Source organism: Sphingomonas sp. TF3 (assembly GCF_003985085.1).
Lineage (GTDB): Bacteria > Pseudomonadota > Alphaproteobacteria > Sphingomonadales > Sphingomonadaceae > Sphingomonas.
In genome coordinates this window covers 146452-164272 of the sequence record NZ_RWKS01000008.1, presented here as the reverse complement: position 1 = coordinate 164272, position 17821 = coordinate 146452, and the positions used below count along the sequence as shown (strand labels likewise).

General features: G+C 65.2%; 18 protein-coding genes and 1 riboswitch. Of the genes, 8 read left to right on the top strand and 10 right to left on the bottom strand.

Going from position 1 to position 17821, the window contains the following annotated elements:
* The first annotated feature begins 280 nt into the window (after positions 1 to 280).
* The 4 genes from EJC47_RS09425 (at position 281) to trhO (ending at position 5168) form a co-directional block, all read left to right on the top strand.
* Positions 281 to 1507: an erythromycin esterase family protein gene (locus EJC47_RS09425; RefSeq protein WP_185867623.1), complete on the top strand. Its 1227-nt coding sequence runs from the start codon at positions 281 to 283 to the stop codon at positions 1505 to 1507.
* 46 nt (positions 1508 to 1553) lie between these two features.
* Positions 1554 to 3056: a glycerol-3-phosphate dehydrogenase gene (gene glpD, locus EJC47_RS09420; protein WP_126847111.1), complete on the top strand. Its 1503-nt coding sequence runs from the start codon at positions 1554 to 1556 to the stop codon at positions 3054 to 3056.
* Between the two features lie 63 nt (positions 3057 to 3119).
* On the top strand, positions 3120 to 4184 hold the full coding sequence (locus tag EJC47_RS09415) for an NAD(P)-dependent alcohol dehydrogenase (protein WP_126847109.1): 1065 nt from the start codon (positions 3120 to 3122) through the stop codon (positions 4182 to 4184).
* Positions 4185 to 4223: 39 nt separating this feature from the next.
* Complete coding sequence (trhO, locus tag EJC47_RS09410) at positions 4224 to 5168, top strand: oxygen-dependent tRNA uridine(34) hydroxylase TrhO (protein ID WP_126847107.1); 945 nt, start codon at positions 4224 to 4226, stop codon at positions 5166 to 5168.
* Here trhO and EJC47_RS09405 read toward each other — a convergent pair.
* Positions 5155 to 5811 (bottom strand): hypothetical protein, encoded by a 657-nt coding sequence (locus EJC47_RS09405; protein WP_260591529.1) that lies wholly within the window; start codon positions 5809 to 5811, stop codon positions 5155 to 5157. The two genes, trhO and EJC47_RS09405, sit on opposite strands and share 14 nt — an antisense overlap.
* Positions 5812 to 5819: 8 nt before the next feature.
* Positions 5820 to 7352 carry an aminoacyl--tRNA ligase-related protein gene (locus tag EJC47_RS09400; RefSeq protein WP_126847105.1) on the bottom strand — a complete coding sequence of 511 codons (1533 nt, stop codon included), beginning with the start codon at positions 7350 to 7352 and terminating at the stop codon, positions 5820 to 5822.
* A 158-nt stretch (positions 7353 to 7510) separates the two neighbouring features.
* On the opposite strand from EJC47_RS09400, the gene EJC47_RS09395 reads away from it, so the two are divergent.
* The gene (locus EJC47_RS09395; RefSeq protein WP_126847180.1) at positions 7511 to 8386 is read left to right on the top strand and encodes a DMT family transporter; all 876 of its coding nucleotides are present in this window, start codon (positions 7511 to 7513) and stop codon (positions 8384 to 8386) included.
* Here EJC47_RS09395 and EJC47_RS09390 read toward each other — a convergent pair.
* The 7 genes from EJC47_RS09390 to EJC47_RS09360 form a co-directional block, all read right to left on the bottom strand.
* The gene (locus tag EJC47_RS09390) at positions 8383 to 9009 is read right to left on the bottom strand and encodes a DUF938 domain-containing protein (protein WP_185867622.1); all 627 of its coding nucleotides are present in this window, start codon (positions 9007 to 9009) and stop codon (positions 8383 to 8385) included. The genes EJC47_RS09395 and EJC47_RS09390 overlap by 4 nt on opposite strands.
* Complete coding sequence (locus EJC47_RS09385; RefSeq protein ID WP_126847103.1) at positions 9006 to 9509, bottom strand: CcdC protein domain-containing protein; 504 nt, start codon at positions 9507 to 9509, stop codon at positions 9006 to 9008. The genes EJC47_RS09390 and EJC47_RS09385 overlap by 4 nt, the downstream gene beginning before the upstream one ends.
* A 13-nt stretch (positions 9510 to 9522) precedes the next feature.
* Complete coding sequence (gene gcvPB, locus EJC47_RS09380) at positions 9523 to 11115, bottom strand: aminomethyl-transferring glycine dehydrogenase subunit GcvPB (RefSeq protein ID WP_126847101.1); 1593 nt, start codon at positions 11113 to 11115, stop codon at positions 9523 to 9525.
* Positions 11112 to 12470 (bottom strand): aminomethyl-transferring glycine dehydrogenase subunit GcvPA, encoded by a 1359-nt coding sequence (gene gcvPA / locus EJC47_RS09375; protein ID WP_126847099.1) that lies wholly within the window; start codon positions 12468 to 12470, stop codon positions 11112 to 11114. The genes gcvPB and gcvPA overlap by 4 nt, the downstream gene beginning before the upstream one ends.
* 125 nt (positions 12471 to 12595) lie before the next feature.
* The gene (gene gcvH, locus EJC47_RS09370; protein WP_033964955.1) at positions 12596 to 12967 is read right to left on the bottom strand and encodes a glycine cleavage system protein GcvH; all 372 of its coding nucleotides are present in this window, start codon (positions 12965 to 12967) and stop codon (positions 12596 to 12598) included.
* Positions 12967 to 14127 (bottom strand): glycine cleavage system aminomethyltransferase GcvT, encoded by a 1161-nt coding sequence (gcvT, locus tag EJC47_RS09365; protein WP_126847097.1) that lies wholly within the window; start codon positions 14125 to 14127, stop codon positions 12967 to 12969. Before gcvT ends, gcvH begins: the two co-directional genes overlap by 1 nt.
* 165 nt (positions 14128 to 14292) lie before the next feature.
* Positions 14293 to 14398: riboswitch (glycine riboswitch) on the bottom strand.
* A gap of 84 nt (positions 14399 to 14482) precedes the next feature.
* On the bottom strand, positions 14483 to 15139 hold the full coding sequence (locus tag EJC47_RS09360) for a hypothetical protein (RefSeq protein WP_185867621.1): 657 nt from the start codon (positions 15137 to 15139) through the stop codon (positions 14483 to 14485).
* A gap of 120 nt (positions 15140 to 15259) precedes the next feature.
* Here EJC47_RS09360 and ispH point away from each other — a divergent pair, with 120 nt between their 5' ends.
* Genes ispH through rnhA form a run of 3 tightly spaced genes read left to right on the top strand, consistent with a single transcriptional unit; the run spans position 15260 to position 17640 of the window.
* Positions 15260 to 16216 carry a 4-hydroxy-3-methylbut-2-enyl diphosphate reductase gene (gene ispH / locus EJC47_RS09355; protein WP_126847095.1) on the top strand — a complete coding sequence of 319 codons (957 nt, stop codon included), beginning with the start codon at positions 15260 to 15262 and terminating at the stop codon, positions 16214 to 16216.
* A 3-nt stretch (positions 16217 to 16219) separates the two neighbouring features.
* Positions 16220 to 17179 (top strand): homoserine kinase, encoded by a 960-nt coding sequence (gene thrB, locus EJC47_RS09350; protein WP_126847093.1) that lies wholly within the window; start codon positions 16220 to 16222, stop codon positions 17177 to 17179.
* Positions 17176 to 17640, top strand: coding sequence for a ribonuclease HI (rnhA, locus tag EJC47_RS09345; RefSeq protein ID WP_010403775.1), 465 nt, complete (start codon positions 17176 to 17178; stop codon positions 17638 to 17640). Before thrB ends, rnhA begins: the two co-directional genes overlap by 4 nt.
* Here rnhA and EJC47_RS09340 read toward each other — a convergent pair.
* A complete protein-coding gene (locus EJC47_RS09340) occupies positions 17637 to 17810 on the bottom strand; it encodes a YegP family protein (RefSeq protein ID WP_010403777.1) in 174 nt (57 codons plus the stop codon). The genes rnhA and EJC47_RS09340 overlap by 4 nt on opposite strands.
* Between the last annotated feature and the right edge of the window lie 11 nt (positions 17811 to 17821).

The following is a 17821-nucleotide window of genomic DNA, read 5'->3' as shown; positions in this document are numbered from 1 at the left end:
CCTTGACTGTTGGTTACTTTGCTGGAGCCATCACGCCCCCCCGAACAAAATGGGGAATACAAAAAGGGCCATTGGGCGTGAAACCACCCCCTGGGCCCTGGAATGCATCCAGCAATGTTCAAGCACTGTCCCGGAGCAAGCCCCGGTCAAGCGGAGGTGCGCATACAGCGCCTTGGGGGCGGGGTCAACTGAGTCGCTCGCGGTGAGCGGCGCACCAGCGCGCCCTGTCGACAATCGCCCGCTCTGACCCTAGCCTCTCCGCATCTTTGGGAGAATGGCGATGCGGTGGCTGCGCCGGACGCATTTGGCAATGCTGGCGTTCGTGACGCTGCTCGTGCTCGTCCCCTCTGTCATACCCGCTGCGTTTGCGTCCGCACTTGCGCCGGTAGAGCGCACCGACCGACCGGCAATGCATGCGGTGATGCGAGATCTCTGTCATCGCGACGTCGCGGTTCTGGGGGAAGCCACGCACGCAGATGGGCATACCGAAGCCTTCAAGGTGGCGCTCGTCGAACGACTGGTCACACAATGCGGATTTCGCGCCGTCGTGTTCGAGGGCAGCCTCTACGAGTTCCTGGGTTTCAACCGCGCGAGGCGCGATGGCCGGGCGACCGAAGCGATGGTCGGCAACGCGATCGGCGGACTCTGGAAGTTCGAGGCCGAGATCAAGCCGCTGACGCATTTCCTGTACACCGAGGCGATGGCTGGCCGGATCACGCTTGGCGGGATGGACGACCAATTGGGCGGTTTTGAGCAGCCGTTCGCGAACGAGACGATGGCGGCGCTGCTGACCCAAGGGTTCCCGGTGGATCGCAGGACGGCCTGTGTCGAGGCTTTCCATCGACGCACGTACCTCGCTTTTGATGATGACCATCCAAATTCTCCAGACTTTAAGAACCGCATCGATGCATGTGCCATGGATATGCGCAGCGCGCTCTCCAAGCAGAACCTTGCCGAGGGAGAAACCGCCGAGCGGATCCAAATGCTCGACGGCATCGATCGTCAACTCGCGCGCGATCGCCTGTCATCCGAGGACTATGCGAAGGATCGGGATCGGGCGATGTATTACGCGTTCGCTCGCTTTTCCGCCAACCTGCCCAAACGCACCCGTATCATCGTTTGGACGCACAGCTTCCATGCCGCAAAGAGCCCGGCGATCCGACCCGATCTGAACGGTGCCCCCACCTTCGGAACGCTCCTCCATCAAGCGTACGGGAGCCGCGCCTTCGCGCTCGCTTTTTCAGCGCGGGGCGGATCGTATCGCTGGAGCCGCGAGGAAAACCGACCAGTCCCGGCACCGCCGCCAGACGCGCTGGAACTGGCATCGCCAGGCGACCATCAGACCGCCTATCTCAACAGCGCAACCTTGCGCGCCCGAGGCATCGCGCCCGCCGCGCCTGACTATCACACCTATCGTGCGGCGCGCTGGGCAGACATTTACGACGGACTCGTCGTCTTTGCCGAGGAGCATCCGCCGCACAGTAGCCGCGTCTATCCCGCGCCATAGTGTAGACATGGTCGCATCCGCCGCACGAGTGCGATACAGGACAGCGGTGACATACGATCTCCTCATCGTCGGCGGCGGTATCAACGGCTGTGCGATCGCGCGCGAAGCCAGCCTGCTTGGCCTCAAGGTCCTCCTGGTGGAACGCGACGATCTCGCCGCGCACACCTCCTCGGCCTCGACCAAGCTGATCCATGGCGGCCTGCGCTATCTCGAATATTATGAGTTCAAGCTCGTCGCCGAGGCGCTGCGCGAGCGCGAGCGGCTGGTGAAGGCCGCGCCGCACATCATCCATCCACTGCGCTTCGTCCTGCCGCATGAAAACACGCTGCGGCCGTGGTGGATGGTGCGGCTCGGCCTCTATCTCTATGATTTTCTGGGCGGCAAGATGACGCTGGCGCGCTCGCGCGGGCTGCGGCGGAGCGACACCGCCTTCACCGCGCCGCTCAAGGGTGCGGGCAAGGGCTTCGTCTATTCCGACGCGTTCGTCGATGATTCGCGGCTGACCGTGCTCAACGCCGTCGATGCCGCCGCCAACGGGGCCGAAATTGCGGTTGGCACCGCCCTCGATTCGGCGCGGCGCGAGGGCGATGTCTGGCGTGCGACGCTGTCCGATGGCCGCACCGTCACCGCCCGTGCGCTGGTCAATGCCGCCGGGCCGTGGGTGCATCAGTTGCTCGGGCGGCTCGGCGTCAACGCCGCCTCGGGCGTGCGGCTGGTCAAGGGCAGCCACATCGTCGTGCCGCGCCTGTATGAGGGCGACCACGCTTATATCCTGCAGCAGCCCGATGGCCGCATCGTCTTCGCCATCCCCTATCAGGGGGCCTTTACCGAGATCGGCACCACCGACATTCCGGTCGATGCCCCCGAAGACGCGCAGATCGACGCCGGTGAAATCGCTTATCTCTGCGAGGCGGTGAACCGCCATTTCGTCCGGCAGATCAGCCCCGCCGACGTCACCTCGACGTGGTCGGGCGTGCGCCCGCTCTATGACGATGGCGCGAGCGAAGCCAAAGCGGTCACGCGCGATTACGTGCTGGAGCTCGATACCAACGGCCCGACCTTGCTCTCCATCTTCGGCGGCAAGATCACGACGGCACGGCATCTCGCCGAAGAGGCGTTGGGCAAACTGTCTGGCCCGATGGGCTTCACCGCGCATCCGGTGACGCGGGCGCGAGTGTTTCCCGGCGGCGCGATTCCCGATTTCGCGCAGTTCCTGGCCCAGGTCCGCGCGCGGTGGCCTTTTCTGGGCGATGCGCAGTCGGAGCGCATGGCGCATGCTTACGGCTCGCGCCTCGCAGAAATGCTCGACGGCATCGACAATGAAGCCGCGCTCGGAGCAGATCTCGGCGGGGGCTTGACCGAGCTCGAGGCGCGCTGGCTGCACGATCGCGAATGGGCGCGCAGCACCGACGACGTCCTGCTCCGCCGCACCAAATTGGGGCTGCATCTGAGCGCGGCCGAGCGCACGCAGGTCGAGCGCTGGTGGACGGAAACTTTCCCGACCGCAGGCGGGAACGATGTCGATCACGGGCGAGTTACCGCAGCCTAGTCACACCACCATCCAAGCACAGCCGCTCCGTGCCCGCGCGTAGCGGCGGCGAAAGGATTTCGCATGACCACCACCACCCACGCCTTTGCCGCGCATGCCGCCGACGCGCCGCTCGCGCCCTTCTCGTTCGAACGCCGCGATCCTCAGCCCGACGACGTAGCGATCGACATCCTGTTCTGCGGCGTCTGCCATTCCGACCTGCACACCGTGCGCGGCGAATGGGGCGGCACGCTATACCCATGCGTGCCGGGGCATGAGATCGTCGGTCGCGTTACTGCGGTCGGCAGCAACGTCACCAAATTCGCGGTCGGCGACATCGCCGGGGTCGGCTGCATGGTCGACAGCTGCGGCCACTGCCCGTCCTGCACCGACGGCGAGGAGCAATATTGCGAGACGACCGGCTTTGTCGGCACCTATAACGGGCCCGATCCGGTGATGGGCGGCCACACCATGGGCGGCTATTCCGACCATATCGTGGTGAAGCAGGATTTCGTGCTGAAGGTGACGCATGACGAGGCCGATCTCGCCGCCGTCGCGCCGTTGCTGTGCGCCGGGATCACCACCTATTCGCCGCTGCACCACTGGAAAGTCGGGCCGGGGCAGAAGGTCGGCGTGGTTGGGCTGGGCGGGCTCGGCCATATGGGCGTCAAGATCGCCGCCGCGATGGGGGCCGAGGTCTATGTGTTCAGCACCTCCCCCAGCAAGCGCGACGATGCCAAGCGGCTCGGCGCGACCGACCTGATCGTGTCCAAGGACTCGGAAGCGATGGCCGCCCATGTCAACAGCTTCGACTTCATCCTCAACACCGTTGCTGCCGCGCACGATCTCAACCCGTTCCTCGCGCTGCTCAAGCGCGACGGGACGATGACGCTGGTCGGCGTGCCCGAATCGCCGCATCCCGCGCCCGATGTCGGCCATCTCGTGTTCAAACGCCGCGCGCTTGCCGGATCGTTGATCGGCGGGATCAAGGAGACCCAGGACATGCTCGATTTCTGCCGCGAACATGGCCTGACCGCCGATATCGAGATGATCCGCATCCAGGATATCGACGCCGCTTATGACCGGATGGTGAAGAGCGACGTGAAATACCGCTTCGTCATCGACATGCAGTCGCTGAAGCAGGCGTAATTGCCTCGGGGGTCGGGGAAGCCTACAGCGCTTTGCCTTATGGTTCACCCTGCCCCCATCACAGTCGCCGCGCTCTATCGCTTCGCCCGCTTCCCCGATCCCGCCGCCATCCGCGCGCCGCTGCTGGCGCTCTGCGAAGCGCAGGGTATCAAGGGCACTCTGCTGCTCGCGCGCGAGGGCATTAACGGTACGATCGCCGGGTCGGACGCGGGCATCGCCGCTGTCATTGCGCACATCCGCACCCTGCCCGACTGCTCAGGCATCGTGGTCAAATACAGCCATGCCGCGACGATGCCGTTCCATCGCCTCAAGGTCCGTCTCAAGCGCGAGATCGTGACGATGGGGGAGCCCGATATCGATCCGCTGCAAGGTGTCGGTCATTATGTCAAACCCGCCGACTGGAATGCGCTGATCGACGATCCCGACACAATCGTGATCGACACGCGCAATGCCTATGAGGTGAAGGTCGGCACCTTCGCCCGCGCGATCGACCCGGCGACCGAGAGCTTCCGCGACTTTCCCGCCTGGGTGCGCGACCACCGCACGGAGTTGGAGGGCAAGAAAGTCGCGATGTTCTGCACCGGCGGCATCCGCTGTGAGAAGTCGACCGCTTTCCTCAAGGCTGAGGGGCTGGACGACGTCTTCCATCTCGAAGGCGGCATCCTGAAATATCTCGAAGAGGTGCCGGAAACCGAAAGCCGCTGGCACGGCGAATGCTTCGTGTTCGACGAGCGCGTTGCGGTCGGCCACGGCCTGGCGCTCGGCACCCACGAACTGTGCCGCGCCTGCCGTATGCCGGTGAGCCCCGCCGACCGTGCTTCGCCGCTGTATGAGGAAGGCGTCGCCTGCCCCGCTTGCCACGCCACGCGCGATGCGCAGGCGCGCGCGAGCTATGCCGAGCGCCACCGCCAGGTAAGACTCGCCGAGGCGCGCGGCGAAGCGCATGTCGGCGCGCGCTTCACGCCCGATCTTACGAAAAGCTGAAATTCACCGGCTTCGTGGTGTCGGCGTTCCCGTCGAACGCAAAGCTCGCATAGGGGCCGTCGCGCTCAACCCAGTGCAGGAAGAGATGCGCCGACCAGCCATTGGCATTGGGCGTCATCCGCCCGTGCCGATGCTCGACGCCGCGATAGAGCACCGCATCGCCCGGCTCCATCGTCAGCGAGACATAGCGCTTGCCGCCAAAGTCGGGTCCAACCGCCGCACTCGGGCCATCGAGCCGGTCGGTGCCGACCTCCAGATCCCACGGCACGCCGTCGCTATAATCGAGCGTCAGCGACAGGCTGTGCTCGCACGCCTGCCGATCACTATGCACGCGCAGGATGTCGCCCTCGCGGTAGATCCGAAAATAATCATAGGTCGGCAGCAAGTCGCGACCAGTCAGCGCGCGGACCGTCGGCGTGAGCCCCCACAGCATCCCCAGCATGGGCGGGTAATGATAGCCATAAACCTCGACCGCATCGCCTTTCAGCAGCGGCGACGCTCGAGTGTGGCGCTCGATCGGAGCCCCACCCTGCGCAAGATCGGCCTTCATTTGCCGCAGGAACGCCGTCGCGACGTCGCGCGGCAGCAGCCCTTTGATCAGTGCATAGCCATCGCGCGCATAGCTGCCGTGAACGTCCATCATGCCCCCGCTCAATAAGCGCGCCCGATCAGCACGCGCTCAACCGCCGGATTTCCGGTGAACACGCAGGCCCCCTCCGGTGCGGCCTGTTGCATCGGTGCGTTACGGATGGTGAGCTTCAACGCCTTGAGCCGCTCGACCACCGCATCCAGCGCAGCGCCGGTGGGCCGTGACCATTGGACTTCCAGCCAGCCCGGGTTCTTCACGCCCTCGGCAAAATGCGCTTCGATCGCGGCGAAGTCGGCGGCGGCAACAATATTCGCCTGCAGCCGCTGGCGCGCTTCTGCGTGCAGTCCGGCCTGGATTTCCTCCAGCAAACCGGCCGCCTGGCCGACGAAATCGCCCCGCGTGACGACGGCGCTGTCGAGCTTACCGTCTTCGCGGTAGAGCCGGTCACGCCGGATCACCGAGACGTTGCCGCCGGCAACATCGCGCCCGCCCACTTCGATCACGATCGGCGCGCCCTTCTTCACCCAGCCCCAGCGCTTGGTCGCGGCCTTGCCGAATTTGAGGTCGAGCAGCGCGCGCACCGGCTCGCCCAGCGCCGATTGATTGGCCAACTCAGCCTGCAACGCCTTGCAATAATCGACGATCGCGGCGTCCTCGGGCTGGTCGCGCAACATCGGCACGATCACAATCTGCCACGGCGCAATGCGCGGCGGTACGCGCAAGCCGTCGTCATCGCCGTGAACCATGATGACACCGCCGATCATCCGCGTCGAAACGCCCCAGCTCGTCGTATTGGCAAGGACGAATTCGCCCTGGTCGTTCTGAAAGCGGATGTTCTGCGCGCTCGCGAAATTGGTGCCCAGGAAATGGCTGGTGCCGGCCTGCAGCGCCTTGCCGTCCTGCATCATCGCTTCGATGCTGTAGGTCGCGACGGCACCCGGAAAGCGTTCGTTCTCGGGCTTCTCGCCCGCGACCACCGGCAGCGCGAGGCAATCCTCGGAAAACGAACGATAGACCTCCAGCATCTTGAGCGTTTCCTCGCGTGCTTCCTCGGCCGAAGCGTGCGCAGTATGCCCCTCCTGCCACAGAAACTCGCTGGTGCGCAGGAACATGCGCGTGCGCATTTCCCAGCGGACGACGTTCGCCCATTGGTTGATCAGCACCGGCAAATCGCGCCACGACTGCACCCACCGGGCGAAGGCAGCCCCAATCACCATCTCCGAGGTCGGGCGCACGACGAGCGGTTCCTCCAGCTTGGCCTCGGGATCGGGGATCAGCCCGCCTTTGCCGTCCGCCTTCAGCCGGTGATGCGTGACGACCGCCATCTCCTTGGCGAAGCCTTCGACATGCTCGGCTTCTTTCTCGAAATAGGAGAGCGGGATGAACAGCGGGAAATAGCAATTTTCATGGCCCGTCGCCTTGATGCGGTCGTCGAGCAAACGCTGGATCCGCTCCCAAATGCCATAGCCCCACGGCCGTATGACCATGCAGCCGCGCACGCCCGATTCCTCGGCAAGGTCGGCTTCTGCAATGACGGATTGATACCAGGCCGAGAAATCGGCCTCGCGGGTGACGGGGAGTGCGCGTTTGATCATGGCGGTGCGGATAGCGACTGGCGACGCGCGCGTCACCCCCGCGCTTGTATCGCGCGCCGCGCGGCGTCATGGACCAATGCATACTCTGGAGACACTCGATCGACGCCCCCGCCCTACCCTCCGTCGAAACGGCGCCGCGCTATACCCCCGACCGCGTCATGCTGGGGCTGGCCTTGCGCCTGCTCGCCGTCGCTGGCCTGGCAACGATGAGCGCGCTGATCAAACTCGCGGAAAATCGTGGGGCGAACCTCGCCGAGACGATGTTCTTCCGTCAGGCCTTCGCGGCGATGCTGATTTTGGGAATCGTGGTGACCGGTCCCGGCCTTTCGTCGCTCCGGACCCAGCGATTCGGCGCACATGTCCGGCGCACCGCCGTTGGCCTGATCGGCATGGTGACCACTTTCGGCGCGGTGTTGCTGTTGCCGTTGGCAGACGCGACCACCTTGCAGTTTACCGTGCCGATCTTCGGCACGCTGCTGGGGGCGCTCATCCTCGGCGAACAGGTCGGCATCCACCGCTGGGCCGCGGTCGTCGTCGGCTTTATCGGCGTATTGATCGTGACCCAACCGGGGACCGGCGCGTTGCCATTGGGCGGGGCGGCGGTCGGCCTTGTCGCGGCGATGTTCGTGGCATTGGTCGCGATCCTGCTGCGCCAGATCGGGCGCACCGAAAGCGCGCTGACGACGGTCTTCTGGTTCTCGGCGCTTTCGATACCGCCGCTCGGCATTGCCTATGCGCTCAACCTTCAGCAGCATGACGCCTTGACCTGGGCGATTCTGGTGGGCGTCGGCCTGATTGGCGGGCTCGCGCAACTGGCGTTGACCGCAGCCGTGCGCCACGCGCCGGTCTCGACCGTGATCCCGATGGACTATTCGAGCCTGTTCTGGGGCACGCTCTATGGCTGGCTGCTGTTCGGCACGTTACCCGGCTGGGGCACTGTCCTCGGCGCGCCGATCATCGTGGCGAGCGGGCTCTACATTGTCTGGCGGGAGCAGGTCCGGCGACGCCCCGTGACCGAAGCCGTAAGCCCCTAACGGCGACGAAACACCAATAGCAGGTTGTTGGCAGGCATTGCGAGGCATTGGTCGAGCGAGAAGGATGTCGCCGCAGCCGTTACCGCCTCAACGGAACGCAACCCCCAGCGCGAATCGCGCGCGCGCAGGGAATCGTCGAACGCGAGGTTGCTCGGTGCGGTCGGGACGCCCGCTTGCAGAAACGGGCCATACAGGATCAACGGTGCGTCGGGCGGCAGGACCGACCCAGCCCCCGAGAGCAAACCGAGCGTCGCTTCCCACGGGCTGATATGGGCCATGTTGATGCATAGCACCGCGTCGGCACGGCGGATCGACCATTGGCTTGCAGCCGCATCGAGATCGAGCGGTGGCAGAACATTGGCTATCCCCTCGCACCACGCGCCGATCGAGCGGCGCGCATCCGGGTCCGGGTCGCTCGGCTGCCAGTCCAGCGCCGGAAACTCCTGCGCGAAATACGCGGCATGCTCGCCCGACCCGCTGGCGACCTCCAGCACGACGCCGCTGCGCGGCAGCATTTCGCGCAGCACATCGGCAATCGCCATGCGGTTGCGCAGCGTCGCCGGGGCATGGCGCCGCGCTTCTTCTCCCGCCTCCCCCGGAATCCAGGGGGCAGGTGCCGTCACGCGCGGGCTTCGGCGAGCAGGCGATTCGCGCGCAAATACATTTCCAGCCGCTGCGCCGCGAACACGCCGAGCGAGAGCGCTGCCAGCGTATCGATCAGCACCGCCACGTTGAAGTGCAACGCCGCCCCTTCGGCCTGCGCGACCGATTTGATCGCGATCAGCACCACGATGAAGGCAAGCGCCCAGAGCGAGGCGCGCTGGCGCAATTCGTGGGTTTCGGGGTCGACATGGATTTGCATGGTCTTGCCGCGCTGCCAGCCGAGTGCCGCCCCGACCAGCAACGCCGCCACCGCGATCCCCCACCCAGCCAGCGTGGGCGGGCTGCGATAGAAGATCACGGCGACGACGGCGGTATAAAGAGCCGGTACGATCCACAATTGCTCGACCTTGAGCGGCCTGAGCCGGGTCAACCGCCGTGCACGCAGCGCGAACACCGCAAGGAAGATCGCGATCGGGATTGCATATTGCAAAATCCCCGGCGGCGCAGCGTGGACCGGCATGCATTTCCCCCTGTTATTCGGCCGCTTGGGCCAGACCCGGGTCCTTCCATACCAGCACTGGCTTGCGTGCCGCCAGTGTTTCATCGAGGCGGCTGCGCGGCGCGAAATGCGGGGCGCTCTTCAGGCTGATATCGCCCGCCTTGGCGCGCTCGGCGACCGAGCGCAAAGCGCCGATGAACTGGTCGAGCGCGGCCTTCGATTCGGTCTCGGTCGGCTCGATCAGCATCGCGCCGTGGACGACCAGCGGGAAGTACATCGTCATCGGGTGGAAGCCCTCGTCGATCAGCCCCTTGGCGACGTCGATCGTCGAGAAACCGTCGGCGAGGCCATTATCCGAGAACAGCGCCTCGTGCATGCACGGGCCCGATGCGGCGAACGGCGCGTCGAGCATCTTTTCCAGGCTGCGCAGGATGTAATTGGCGTTGAGCACTGCGTCTTCCGAAACCTGGCGCAGGCCATCCGCTCCGTGGCTGAGGATATAGGTCAGCGCGCGGGTGAACATGCCCATCTGGCCGTGGAAGGCAGTCATGCGGCCGAAGGTGTGCGGGTGTTCGTCGCCCGCCGTTTCTTCCTCGATCAGCGCGATATGGCCGTCTTCGTAGCGCGCGGTGAAGGGCAGCGGGCCGAACGGCGCGAGTGCTTCCGACAGCACGACCGGGCCCGAGCCGGGGCCGCCACCGCCATGCGGGGTGGAGAAGGTCTTGTGCAAATTGATGTGCATCGCATCGATGCCGAGGTCGCCCGGGCGCACGCGGCCGACGATCGCGTTGAAGTTCGCACCGTCGCAATAGACATAGGCGCCGACCGCATGGACCGCGTCCGAGATCGCCTTCATGTCGCGCTCGAACAGGCCGCAGGTATTGGGGTTGGTGATCATCACCGCCGCCACGTCCGGCCCGAGGCGCGCCTTGAGCGCTGCGGTATCGACACGCCCTTCGGCGGTGGCGGGGATATCCTCGACCGTGAAGCCCGCAAACGCGGCGGTCGCGGGGTTGGTGCCATGCGCGCTCTCGGGCACGAGCACGACCTTGCGGTGGCCCTCGCCGCGCGCTTCCAGCGCCGCCTTGATGCACAGGATGCCGCACAATTCGCCATGCGCGCCCGCCTTGGGGCTCATCGCGACGCCGTACATGCCGGTCAGCTTGATCAGCCACACCGCCAGTTCGTTGATGACGCCAAGCGCGCCCTGCACGGTATCGACCGGCTGGAGCGGATGGATGTCGGCGAAACCGGGCAGACGCGCGACCTTCTCATTGAGGCGCGGATTGTGCTTCATCGTGCACGATCCGAGCGGGAAGAAGCCGAGGTCGATGCCGTAATTCTGGCGGCTGAGGCGCGTGTAATGGCGCACCGCTTCCGGTTCCGACAGGCCGGGAAGGCCGATCGGCGTGGTGCGCGCGAGGCTGCCGAGGCTGGTGCCTGACGGCCCCTCTCCCCGGAGGGGAGAGGGAGAAGATGCGAAATCGACGCCTGTGGTCTCCGAATCGCCGATCTCGAAGATCAGCGCTTCTTCCAGCATCAGGCCCTTATTGCCGGTTACCGTCGGGGACGCCTTGCCACCGGCGACGGGCGCTTCGGGGCGCCATCCGCTTGCATTGATGCTCATGCCAGAATCTCCTCAAGCGCGGCGGCCAGCGTTTCTACATCTTCTGCCGAGGTCGTCTCGGTCACCGCGACGACCAGGCCGTTGGCGAGGCTCGCCTCACCCGGATAGAGCCGCCCGAGCGACACACCTGCCAGGATGCCGCGTTCGGCCAGGGCGCGCACCACCGGCCGCGCTTCCTGCGGCAGCTTCAGCGTGAATTCGTTGAAGAAGGTGGTCGTGACCAATTCGACCCCCGGCACCTGCGCCAGCCGCGCCGCCGCCGCCACCGCTCCGTGATGGTTGATCTCTGCCAGCGTGCGCAGGCCCTTTTCGCCCAGCAGCGTCATGTGGATCGAGAAAGCGAGCGCACACAGGCCGGAGTTTGTGCAGATGTTCGAGGTCGCCTTTTCGCGGCGGATATGCTGCTCGCGCGTCGACAGCGTCAGCACGAAGCCGCGGCGGCCGTCAGCATCGAGCGTTTCGCCGCACAAGCGACCCGGCATCTGGCGGACGTATTTTTCCTTGCAGCCGAACAGGCCGACATAGGGGCCGCCGAATTGCAGGCCGACGCCGAGCGACTGGCCTTCGCCAACCACGATGTCTGCGTCCATCTCACCGGGCGACTTGATTGCGCCCAAGGCAACCGGCTCGGTCACCACCGCGATCAGCAGCGCCTTGTTGGCGTGGCAGGCGTCGGCGAGCGGCGTGAGGTCGGCGATGCGGCCCAGAATGTCGGGATATTGCACGACGACGCACGACGTATCCTTGTCAATCGCGCCGATCAGCGTTTCCAGATCGGTGTCTGCGCTCAGGGTCGGCGTCGCGGTTTCGAGCACGTCGCCGGTGAACTTCGCCATCGTCTTGGCGACCGAGACATAATGCGGGTGCAGGCCCGAGGACAGGATCGCCTTGCCACGCTTGGTGATGCGGCGCGCCATGCCGATCGCTTCCCAGCAGGCGGTCGAGCCGTCATACATCGACGCGTTGGCGACATCGGTGCCGAGCAGCCGCGCGACCTGCGTCTGGAACTCGAACAGCATTTGCAGCGTGCCCTGCGCGATTTCGGGCTGATACGGCGTGTAGGCCGTCAGGAATTCCCCGCGCTGGATCAGGTGATCGACCGAGGCCGGCACATGGTGGCGATAAGCACCGCAGCCGAGGAAAAAGGGCGCTTCCCCCGCCGTCAGATTCTTGCGCGCCAGCGCGCTCATATGGCGCTCGACCGCCATTTCGCTGGCGTGCATCGGCAGATCGTGGATCGGGCCGTCGAGCCGGGCGGCTTCGGGCACGTCGACGAACAGATCGTCGATCGAAGCGGCACCGATGACGCCGAGCATCGCCTCGCGATCGGACTGAGTCAGGGGTAGGTAACGCATCAAACAGTCCTCTCCCCTCCCTGGAAGGGAGGGGCTGGGGGTGGGTTGGTATGAGGCTGGCGTGACGTTCCCATTGAGAGCGACCCACCCCTCGATCCCCTCCCTTCCAGGGAGGGGAGGAAGACTCAGAGCTTCGCGACGAATGCCTGATAGGCGACTTCATCCATCAGCTCGTTCAGCTCATCGGCGTCGCTCAGCGTCAGCTTGAAGAACCAGCCATCGCCTTCGGGATCCTCATTGACGAGGCCGGGCGTGTCGGCGAGCGCGGCGTTGCCGTCGATCACCGTGCCGGACACCGGCGAATAGACGTCCGACGCGGCCTTGACCGATTCGACGACCGCGGCTTCATCGCCCTTGGCCAATTCCTTGCCCTCTTCGGGCACGTCGACGAACACGATGTCGCCGAGCTGGCTCTGCGCATATTCGGTAATGCCAACGATGCCGATGTCACCATCGACATCAACCCATTCATGATCTTCAGTAAAATAACGGCTCATCACTTGCCTCCTGCGCGGACGTAGCGGTGGGGAATAAAGGGCATTGTCGTCACGGTCGCTTGATGGACCTTGCCGCGCTGCGCCAATTGGATTGTCGTACCGGGAACCGCAAGCGCGGTCGGCACATAGGCCATGGCGATCGGCGCGCCGACGCTGGGGGCGAAGCCTCCCGAGGTCACGCGGCCGACGTCGGAGCCCTGCGCATCGAGCACCGCAGCCCCTTCGCGCACGGGCTGGCGCCCGGCGACGAGCAAGCCGACGCGCTTGACGATCGCGCCGGTCTCCCGCTCGGCCAGAATGCGCGCCGCGCCCATGAAATCACCCGCCTCGCGGCGGCGCTTCGACAAGGCGAAGCCGAGATCGGCCTGGACCGGGGTCGTCTCGGGATCGAGATCATGCCCGTACAGCGGCAAGCCAGCCTCAAGCCGCAGCGAATCGCGCGCGCCAAGGCCGATCGGCTTGACTTCGGGCTCGGCCGCAAGCGCGGTCGCGAGCGCCTCTACCGACTCCGCCGCAACCGAAATCTCAAAGCCATCCTCACCGGTATAGCCGGAGCGGCTGATCCACAGCGGGATGCCGTTCCACTCGAAGCCGGCAGCGGTCATGAACACCAGCGCTTCGACGCCCGGCACCAGCCGCGCCAGCGCATCGACCGCCTTGGGACCCTGCAACGCCAGCAGCGCCTGGTCTTCCATATGGTTGAGTGCGATGTCGTCGGGCAGATATTCGAGCAAATGCGCGATATCGTCGATCTTGGTCGCGCCGTTGACGACCATGTAAAAGCCCTGAATGTCGAACGGGTTGGCTTCCGGCAGACGCGTGACCATCAAATCGTCGAGGATGCCGCCGTCTTCGGCCAGAAGCAGCGAATACCGCTGCTTGCCCTCGCCCAGCCCGGCAATGTCGGCGGGCAGCACGGCTTCGAGGGCTGCAATCAGATCGGCGCCTTCATCGGAGCGGAACAGCAACTGTCCCATATGGCTGACATCGAACAGGCCAGCCGATTCGCGCACCCACAGATGCTCGGCCATGATGCCTTCATATTGCACCGGCATCTCATAGCCCGCGAAGGGCACCATGCGGCCACCACGGGCGCGATGCCAAGCGTCGAGCGGCAAGGTCTCGATCGCGATTTCGTCGGGAATTTCAGCGTCGGTCATAAAGGCCTTCCGTGCGAGGTCTACGGCGTAGCATGACGCCGTAGCGTCCATGATCCGCCGCCCCCTCTGTCACGGATACCTGAGAGCTTTGACTTGCCGCACGTGCCGCAAGCTTACCCCTTCGGTGGCACATCGCCCAAGGCGAGTGCGCTTTCCAGAGTGTCGATGGCCCGCGCGGTCCGGTTGCCTGAGAGATTCCGGGGCGGTTGCTCCTTCGGCGGCCCCGGCCATCCGCTACCGGAGGACCGGGACACTCTCCCGCGCGTGCCTATCCCGGTTGCCCGAGATCGACGCCGTCGGTTTGACGCGGCGCAGCAAGCGAGTCAACGACCCTTTGCCACAACCGCGTCAACAATCAGCGTGTCGCGTTATATTTCAGCTGGTCGTTGGTCAGCTGGAAGCCAACCAAAGCCTCGAAGGTGGCGCGCAGCACCGCCTGACGCACTTCCGGACGCGTCAACGGATCGACCGCGGCATCCTCGCCGCCCGCCTTGCGCTTTTCGAGCAGCTTCTTGCGGACATCGTTGGGCAACGTGGCGGCGGCGCGCGACACCGTCGCGGTGCCCGTGCCCTGTACCGATGCGCGCGGCTGGCCCGGCTCGAAATGCAGCGTGGCATGGCCCAGGCGCTTGGCAACGACGGCGCTGCCGCCCTGCACCACGGTGATGAAATACGGCAAGGTCACGTCGCGCGCGCCATCGGTGTGCAGCCGCCGCCCTTCGACCGAGAAGGTCACCGTGGTCAGAATGTCGTCGCCTGCATCGGTGCAGGTCGAGCGCACGTTGGTCAGCACCGCCGTGAGGTCGAGCGCCGTCGCATCGTGGCTGGTTGCGGGATCGAACAGCGTGATGTCGCCAGTCCCGGCGGGGACCGCTACGCTGGGGCAGGCGGTGCGGACGGCGGTGATGCCGCCCGTCTCGTCAAGGTCGCCCGTGTGCCGACATCCGCCGAGCAAGACCGCCGCGAACACGGGAAGCGAGAGAGCGGCGATGGCTGATTTCCGGAATGTCACGGGGTCACGCACCTTATCATGCAAAAGGGATCGCCTGCGTTAGGATTTATCGCGCAGACACGGCCGCACCATAGGAACCGGCTATCGCCCGCGCAAGCAATCGCGTAGGCTTCCTGCGAGATGTTCACCGCTTCAAAGCCAAAACTCGAGCTCATTATCGCCGCACCGCGCGGCTTCTGCGCCGGAGTCGACCGTGCCATCCAGATCGTGGAACTGGCGATCGCCAAATATGGCGCACCGGTCTATGTTCGGCACGAAATCGTCCACAATCGCTTCGTCGTCGACATGCTGCGCGACAAAGGCGCGGTGTTTGTGGAGGAACTGGACGAGGTGCCCGACGGCGTTCCCGTCGTCTTCTCCGCGCACGGCGTTCCGAAGGCCGTGCCGAACAAGGCGGCCGAACGCGGCCTCGCCTTTTTCGACGCGACCTGCCCGCTCGTGTCCAAGGTTCACCGCCAGGCCGAACGCATGGTCCAACTCGGGCGGCACATCGTGTTCATCGGCCATGCCGGACATCCCGAAGTGGTCGGTACGTTCGGCCAGGTGCCCGAAGGCGCGATGTCGCTGGTCGAAACCGTGGCGGATGCCGAAAGCTATACGCCCGCTGACCCCGACAATCTGGCCTTCCTGACGCAGACGACCTTGTCGATGGATGACACCGCCGATGTGGTCGCCACGCTGCAACGGCGCTTCCCCTCGATCCAGGGGCCGCGCGGCGAGGACATCTGCTACGCCACCGCCAACCGCCAGGGCGCAGTCAAGGCGATTGCCCATGCGTGTGATGCGATGTTGGTGATTGGCGCGCCGAACTCTTCAAACTCGGTGCGTCTGGTCGAAGTCGCCGAGCGCGAAGGTACCCCTGCTCGCCTGATTCAGCGCGCGGCGGACCTCGACTGGAGCTTCGTCGACGGCATTAGTAGACTGGGCATTACGGCCGGAGCATCCGCACCGGAGGTGCTGGTGCGCGAACTGGTCGATCGGCTGGCTGAACGGTTTACGGTCACCGAGCGCGAAGTGGAGACGAAGCGCGAGACAGTCTCGTTCAAGCTGCCCCGCGGGCTTGAAGCAACGGCCTGAGCGATGGCCGTGTATACGCCTGTATCGGCCGAGGTCCTGGCCGGTTTCCTCGCGCGCTACGACGTCGGCGAGTTGGTGTCCGCCAAGGGAATCGCCGAGGGTGTCGAGAACACCAATTACCTGGTCGACACCACCACCGGCCGCTTCATCCTGACGCTGTATGAAAAGCGCGTCGATGGCGGCGACCTGCCCTATTTCATGGCGCTGCTCGATCATCTCGCAGCGCGCGGCAACCCTGTGCCGCCAGCGATCAAGGACCGCGACGGCACCGCGATTCAGACGCTGGAGGGACGTCCAGCCTGCCTCATCAAGTTTCTGTCCGGCGTGTCGGTATCGCATCCGACCGCAGCACAGGCGCGCGCTGCGGGTGTGGCGATGGCGGATATGCACGCCGCCTTGGCCGATTTTCCCGAGACCCGCGCCAATTCGATGGGGGTCGAGACCTGGCCCCCCTTGTTCGAGCGCTGCGGGCGCAGTCTCGATGCCATCGCGCCCGGCCTGTATGATGATCTCGGCTTCGCGATCGATCGGGTCGTCGGCGCATGGCCGCAGGCGACGCTCGACACGGTGACCATCCACGCCGATCTCTTCCCCGACAATGTGCTGATGCGGGGCGACGCTGTATCCGGGCTGATCGATTTCTATTTCGCCTGCACCGATCTGCGCGTCTACGATCTGGCGATCATGCACAGCGCCTGGGCCTTTGATGCCACGGGGGCGCACTATGACGCCGCCATCGGTGATGCGTTGACGGCAGGGTATGAGCAGCGCTTTCCGCTATCGTCGTTCGAACAGGCGGCGTTCCCGACGCTGGCCAGCGGGGCCTGCATCCGCTTCGCGCTGTCGCGGGCGTGGGACTGGCTCAACACCCCCGCCGACGCGCTCGTCACGCGCAAGGACCCGCTCGCTTATGTCCGGCGACTCTCGCATTATGCGCCGGAGCTGGTTAAGCGGACGCGATGACCGCGACCGTAAAAGAGCTTACCAAAGTCGAAATCGCCACCGATGGAGCCTGCAAGGGCAATCCCGGCCCGGGTGGCTGGGGCGCACTGATTCGCGCAGGCGGCACCGAAAAGGAATTGTCGGGCGGCGAAGCGCTGACCACCAACAACCGCATGGAATTGATGGCCGCGATTGAGGGGCTGAACGCGCTGAAACGCCCCTGCCATGTGATGCTATCGACCGACAGCCGCTATGTGATGGACGGGCTGACCAAGTGGATCAAAGGCTGGCAGAAGAACGGCTGGAAGACCGCCGCGCGCCAGCCGGTGAAGAATGCCGATCTGTGGCAGGCACTGCTGGACGCGGCGAAACCGCACCGTGTCGAATGGACCTGGGTCAAAGGCCATGCCGGCCACCCCGACAACGAACGCGCAGACCGGCTGGCGAGCGATGCCGCGGTGGCCGCTGGAAGGCGCGCTTAAGCCTCTTCGACCGGCGCGCCCGGACCGTTCTTCAGCACCGATTCGATCGCATTCTTGGCCCCTGCCTTGCTCGAATAGCCCTCGGTCCACCAAATCAGTTCGCTGTTATATTTGAACTTGGCGACATACTCGCCCGCCTTGTTCTGCTCGATCACGAATTTGTGTGCCATGCGAACCTCCC

Excerpts from the sequence above, each read along its gene's own strand:
- EJC47_RS09425 (WP_185867623.1), top strand. The coding sequence starts at position 281 with ATGCGGTGGCTGCGCCGGACGCATTTGGCAATGCTGGCGTTCGTGACG.
- EJC47_RS09415 (WP_126847109.1), top strand. The coding sequence starts at position 3,120 with ATGACCACCACCACCCACGCCTTTGCCGCGCATGCCGCCGACGCGCCG.
- trhO (WP_126847107.1), top strand. The coding sequence starts at position 4,224 with ATGGTTCACCCTGCCCCCATCACAGTCGCCGCGCTCTATCGCTTCGCC.
- EJC47_RS09405 (WP_260591529.1), bottom strand. The coding sequence starts at position 5,811 with ATGATGGACGTTCACGGCAGCTATGCGCGCGATGGCTATGCACTGATC.
- EJC47_RS09400 (WP_126847105.1), bottom strand. The coding sequence starts at position 7,352 with ATGATCAAACGCGCACTCCCCGTCACCCGCGAGGCCGATTTCTCGGCC.
- EJC47_RS09395 (WP_126847180.1), top strand. The coding sequence starts at position 7,511 with ATGCTGGGGCTGGCCTTGCGCCTGCTCGCCGTCGCTGGCCTGGCAACG.
- EJC47_RS09385 (WP_126847103.1), bottom strand. The coding sequence starts at position 9,509 with ATGCCGGTCCACGCTGCGCCGCCGGGGATTTTGCAATATGCAATCCCG.
- gcvPB (WP_126847101.1), bottom strand. The coding sequence starts at position 11,115 with ATGAGCATCAATGCAAGCGGATGGCGCCCCGAAGCGCCCGTCGCCGGT.
- gcvPA (WP_126847099.1), bottom strand. The coding sequence starts at position 12,470 with ATGCGTTACCTACCCCTGACTCAGTCCGATCGCGAGGCGATGCTCGGC.
- gcvH (WP_033964955.1), bottom strand. The coding sequence starts at position 12,967 with ATGAGCCGTTATTTTACTGAAGATCATGAATGGGTTGATGTCGATGGT.
- gcvT (WP_126847097.1), bottom strand. The coding sequence starts at position 14,127 with ATGACCGACGCTGAAATTCCCGACGAAATCGCGATCGAGACCTTGCCG.
- ispH (WP_126847095.1), top strand. The coding sequence starts at position 15,260 with ATGTTCACCGCTTCAAAGCCAAAACTCGAGCTCATTATCGCCGCACCG.
- thrB (WP_126847093.1), top strand. The coding sequence starts at position 16,220 with ATGGCCGTGTATACGCCTGTATCGGCCGAGGTCCTGGCCGGTTTCCTC.
- rnhA (WP_010403775.1), top strand. The coding sequence starts at position 17,176 with ATGACCGCGACCGTAAAAGAGCTTACCAAAGTCGAAATCGCCACCGAT.
- EJC47_RS09340 (WP_010403777.1), bottom strand. The coding sequence starts at position 17,810 with ATGGCACACAAATTCGTGATCGAGCAGAACAAGGCGGGCGAGTATGTC.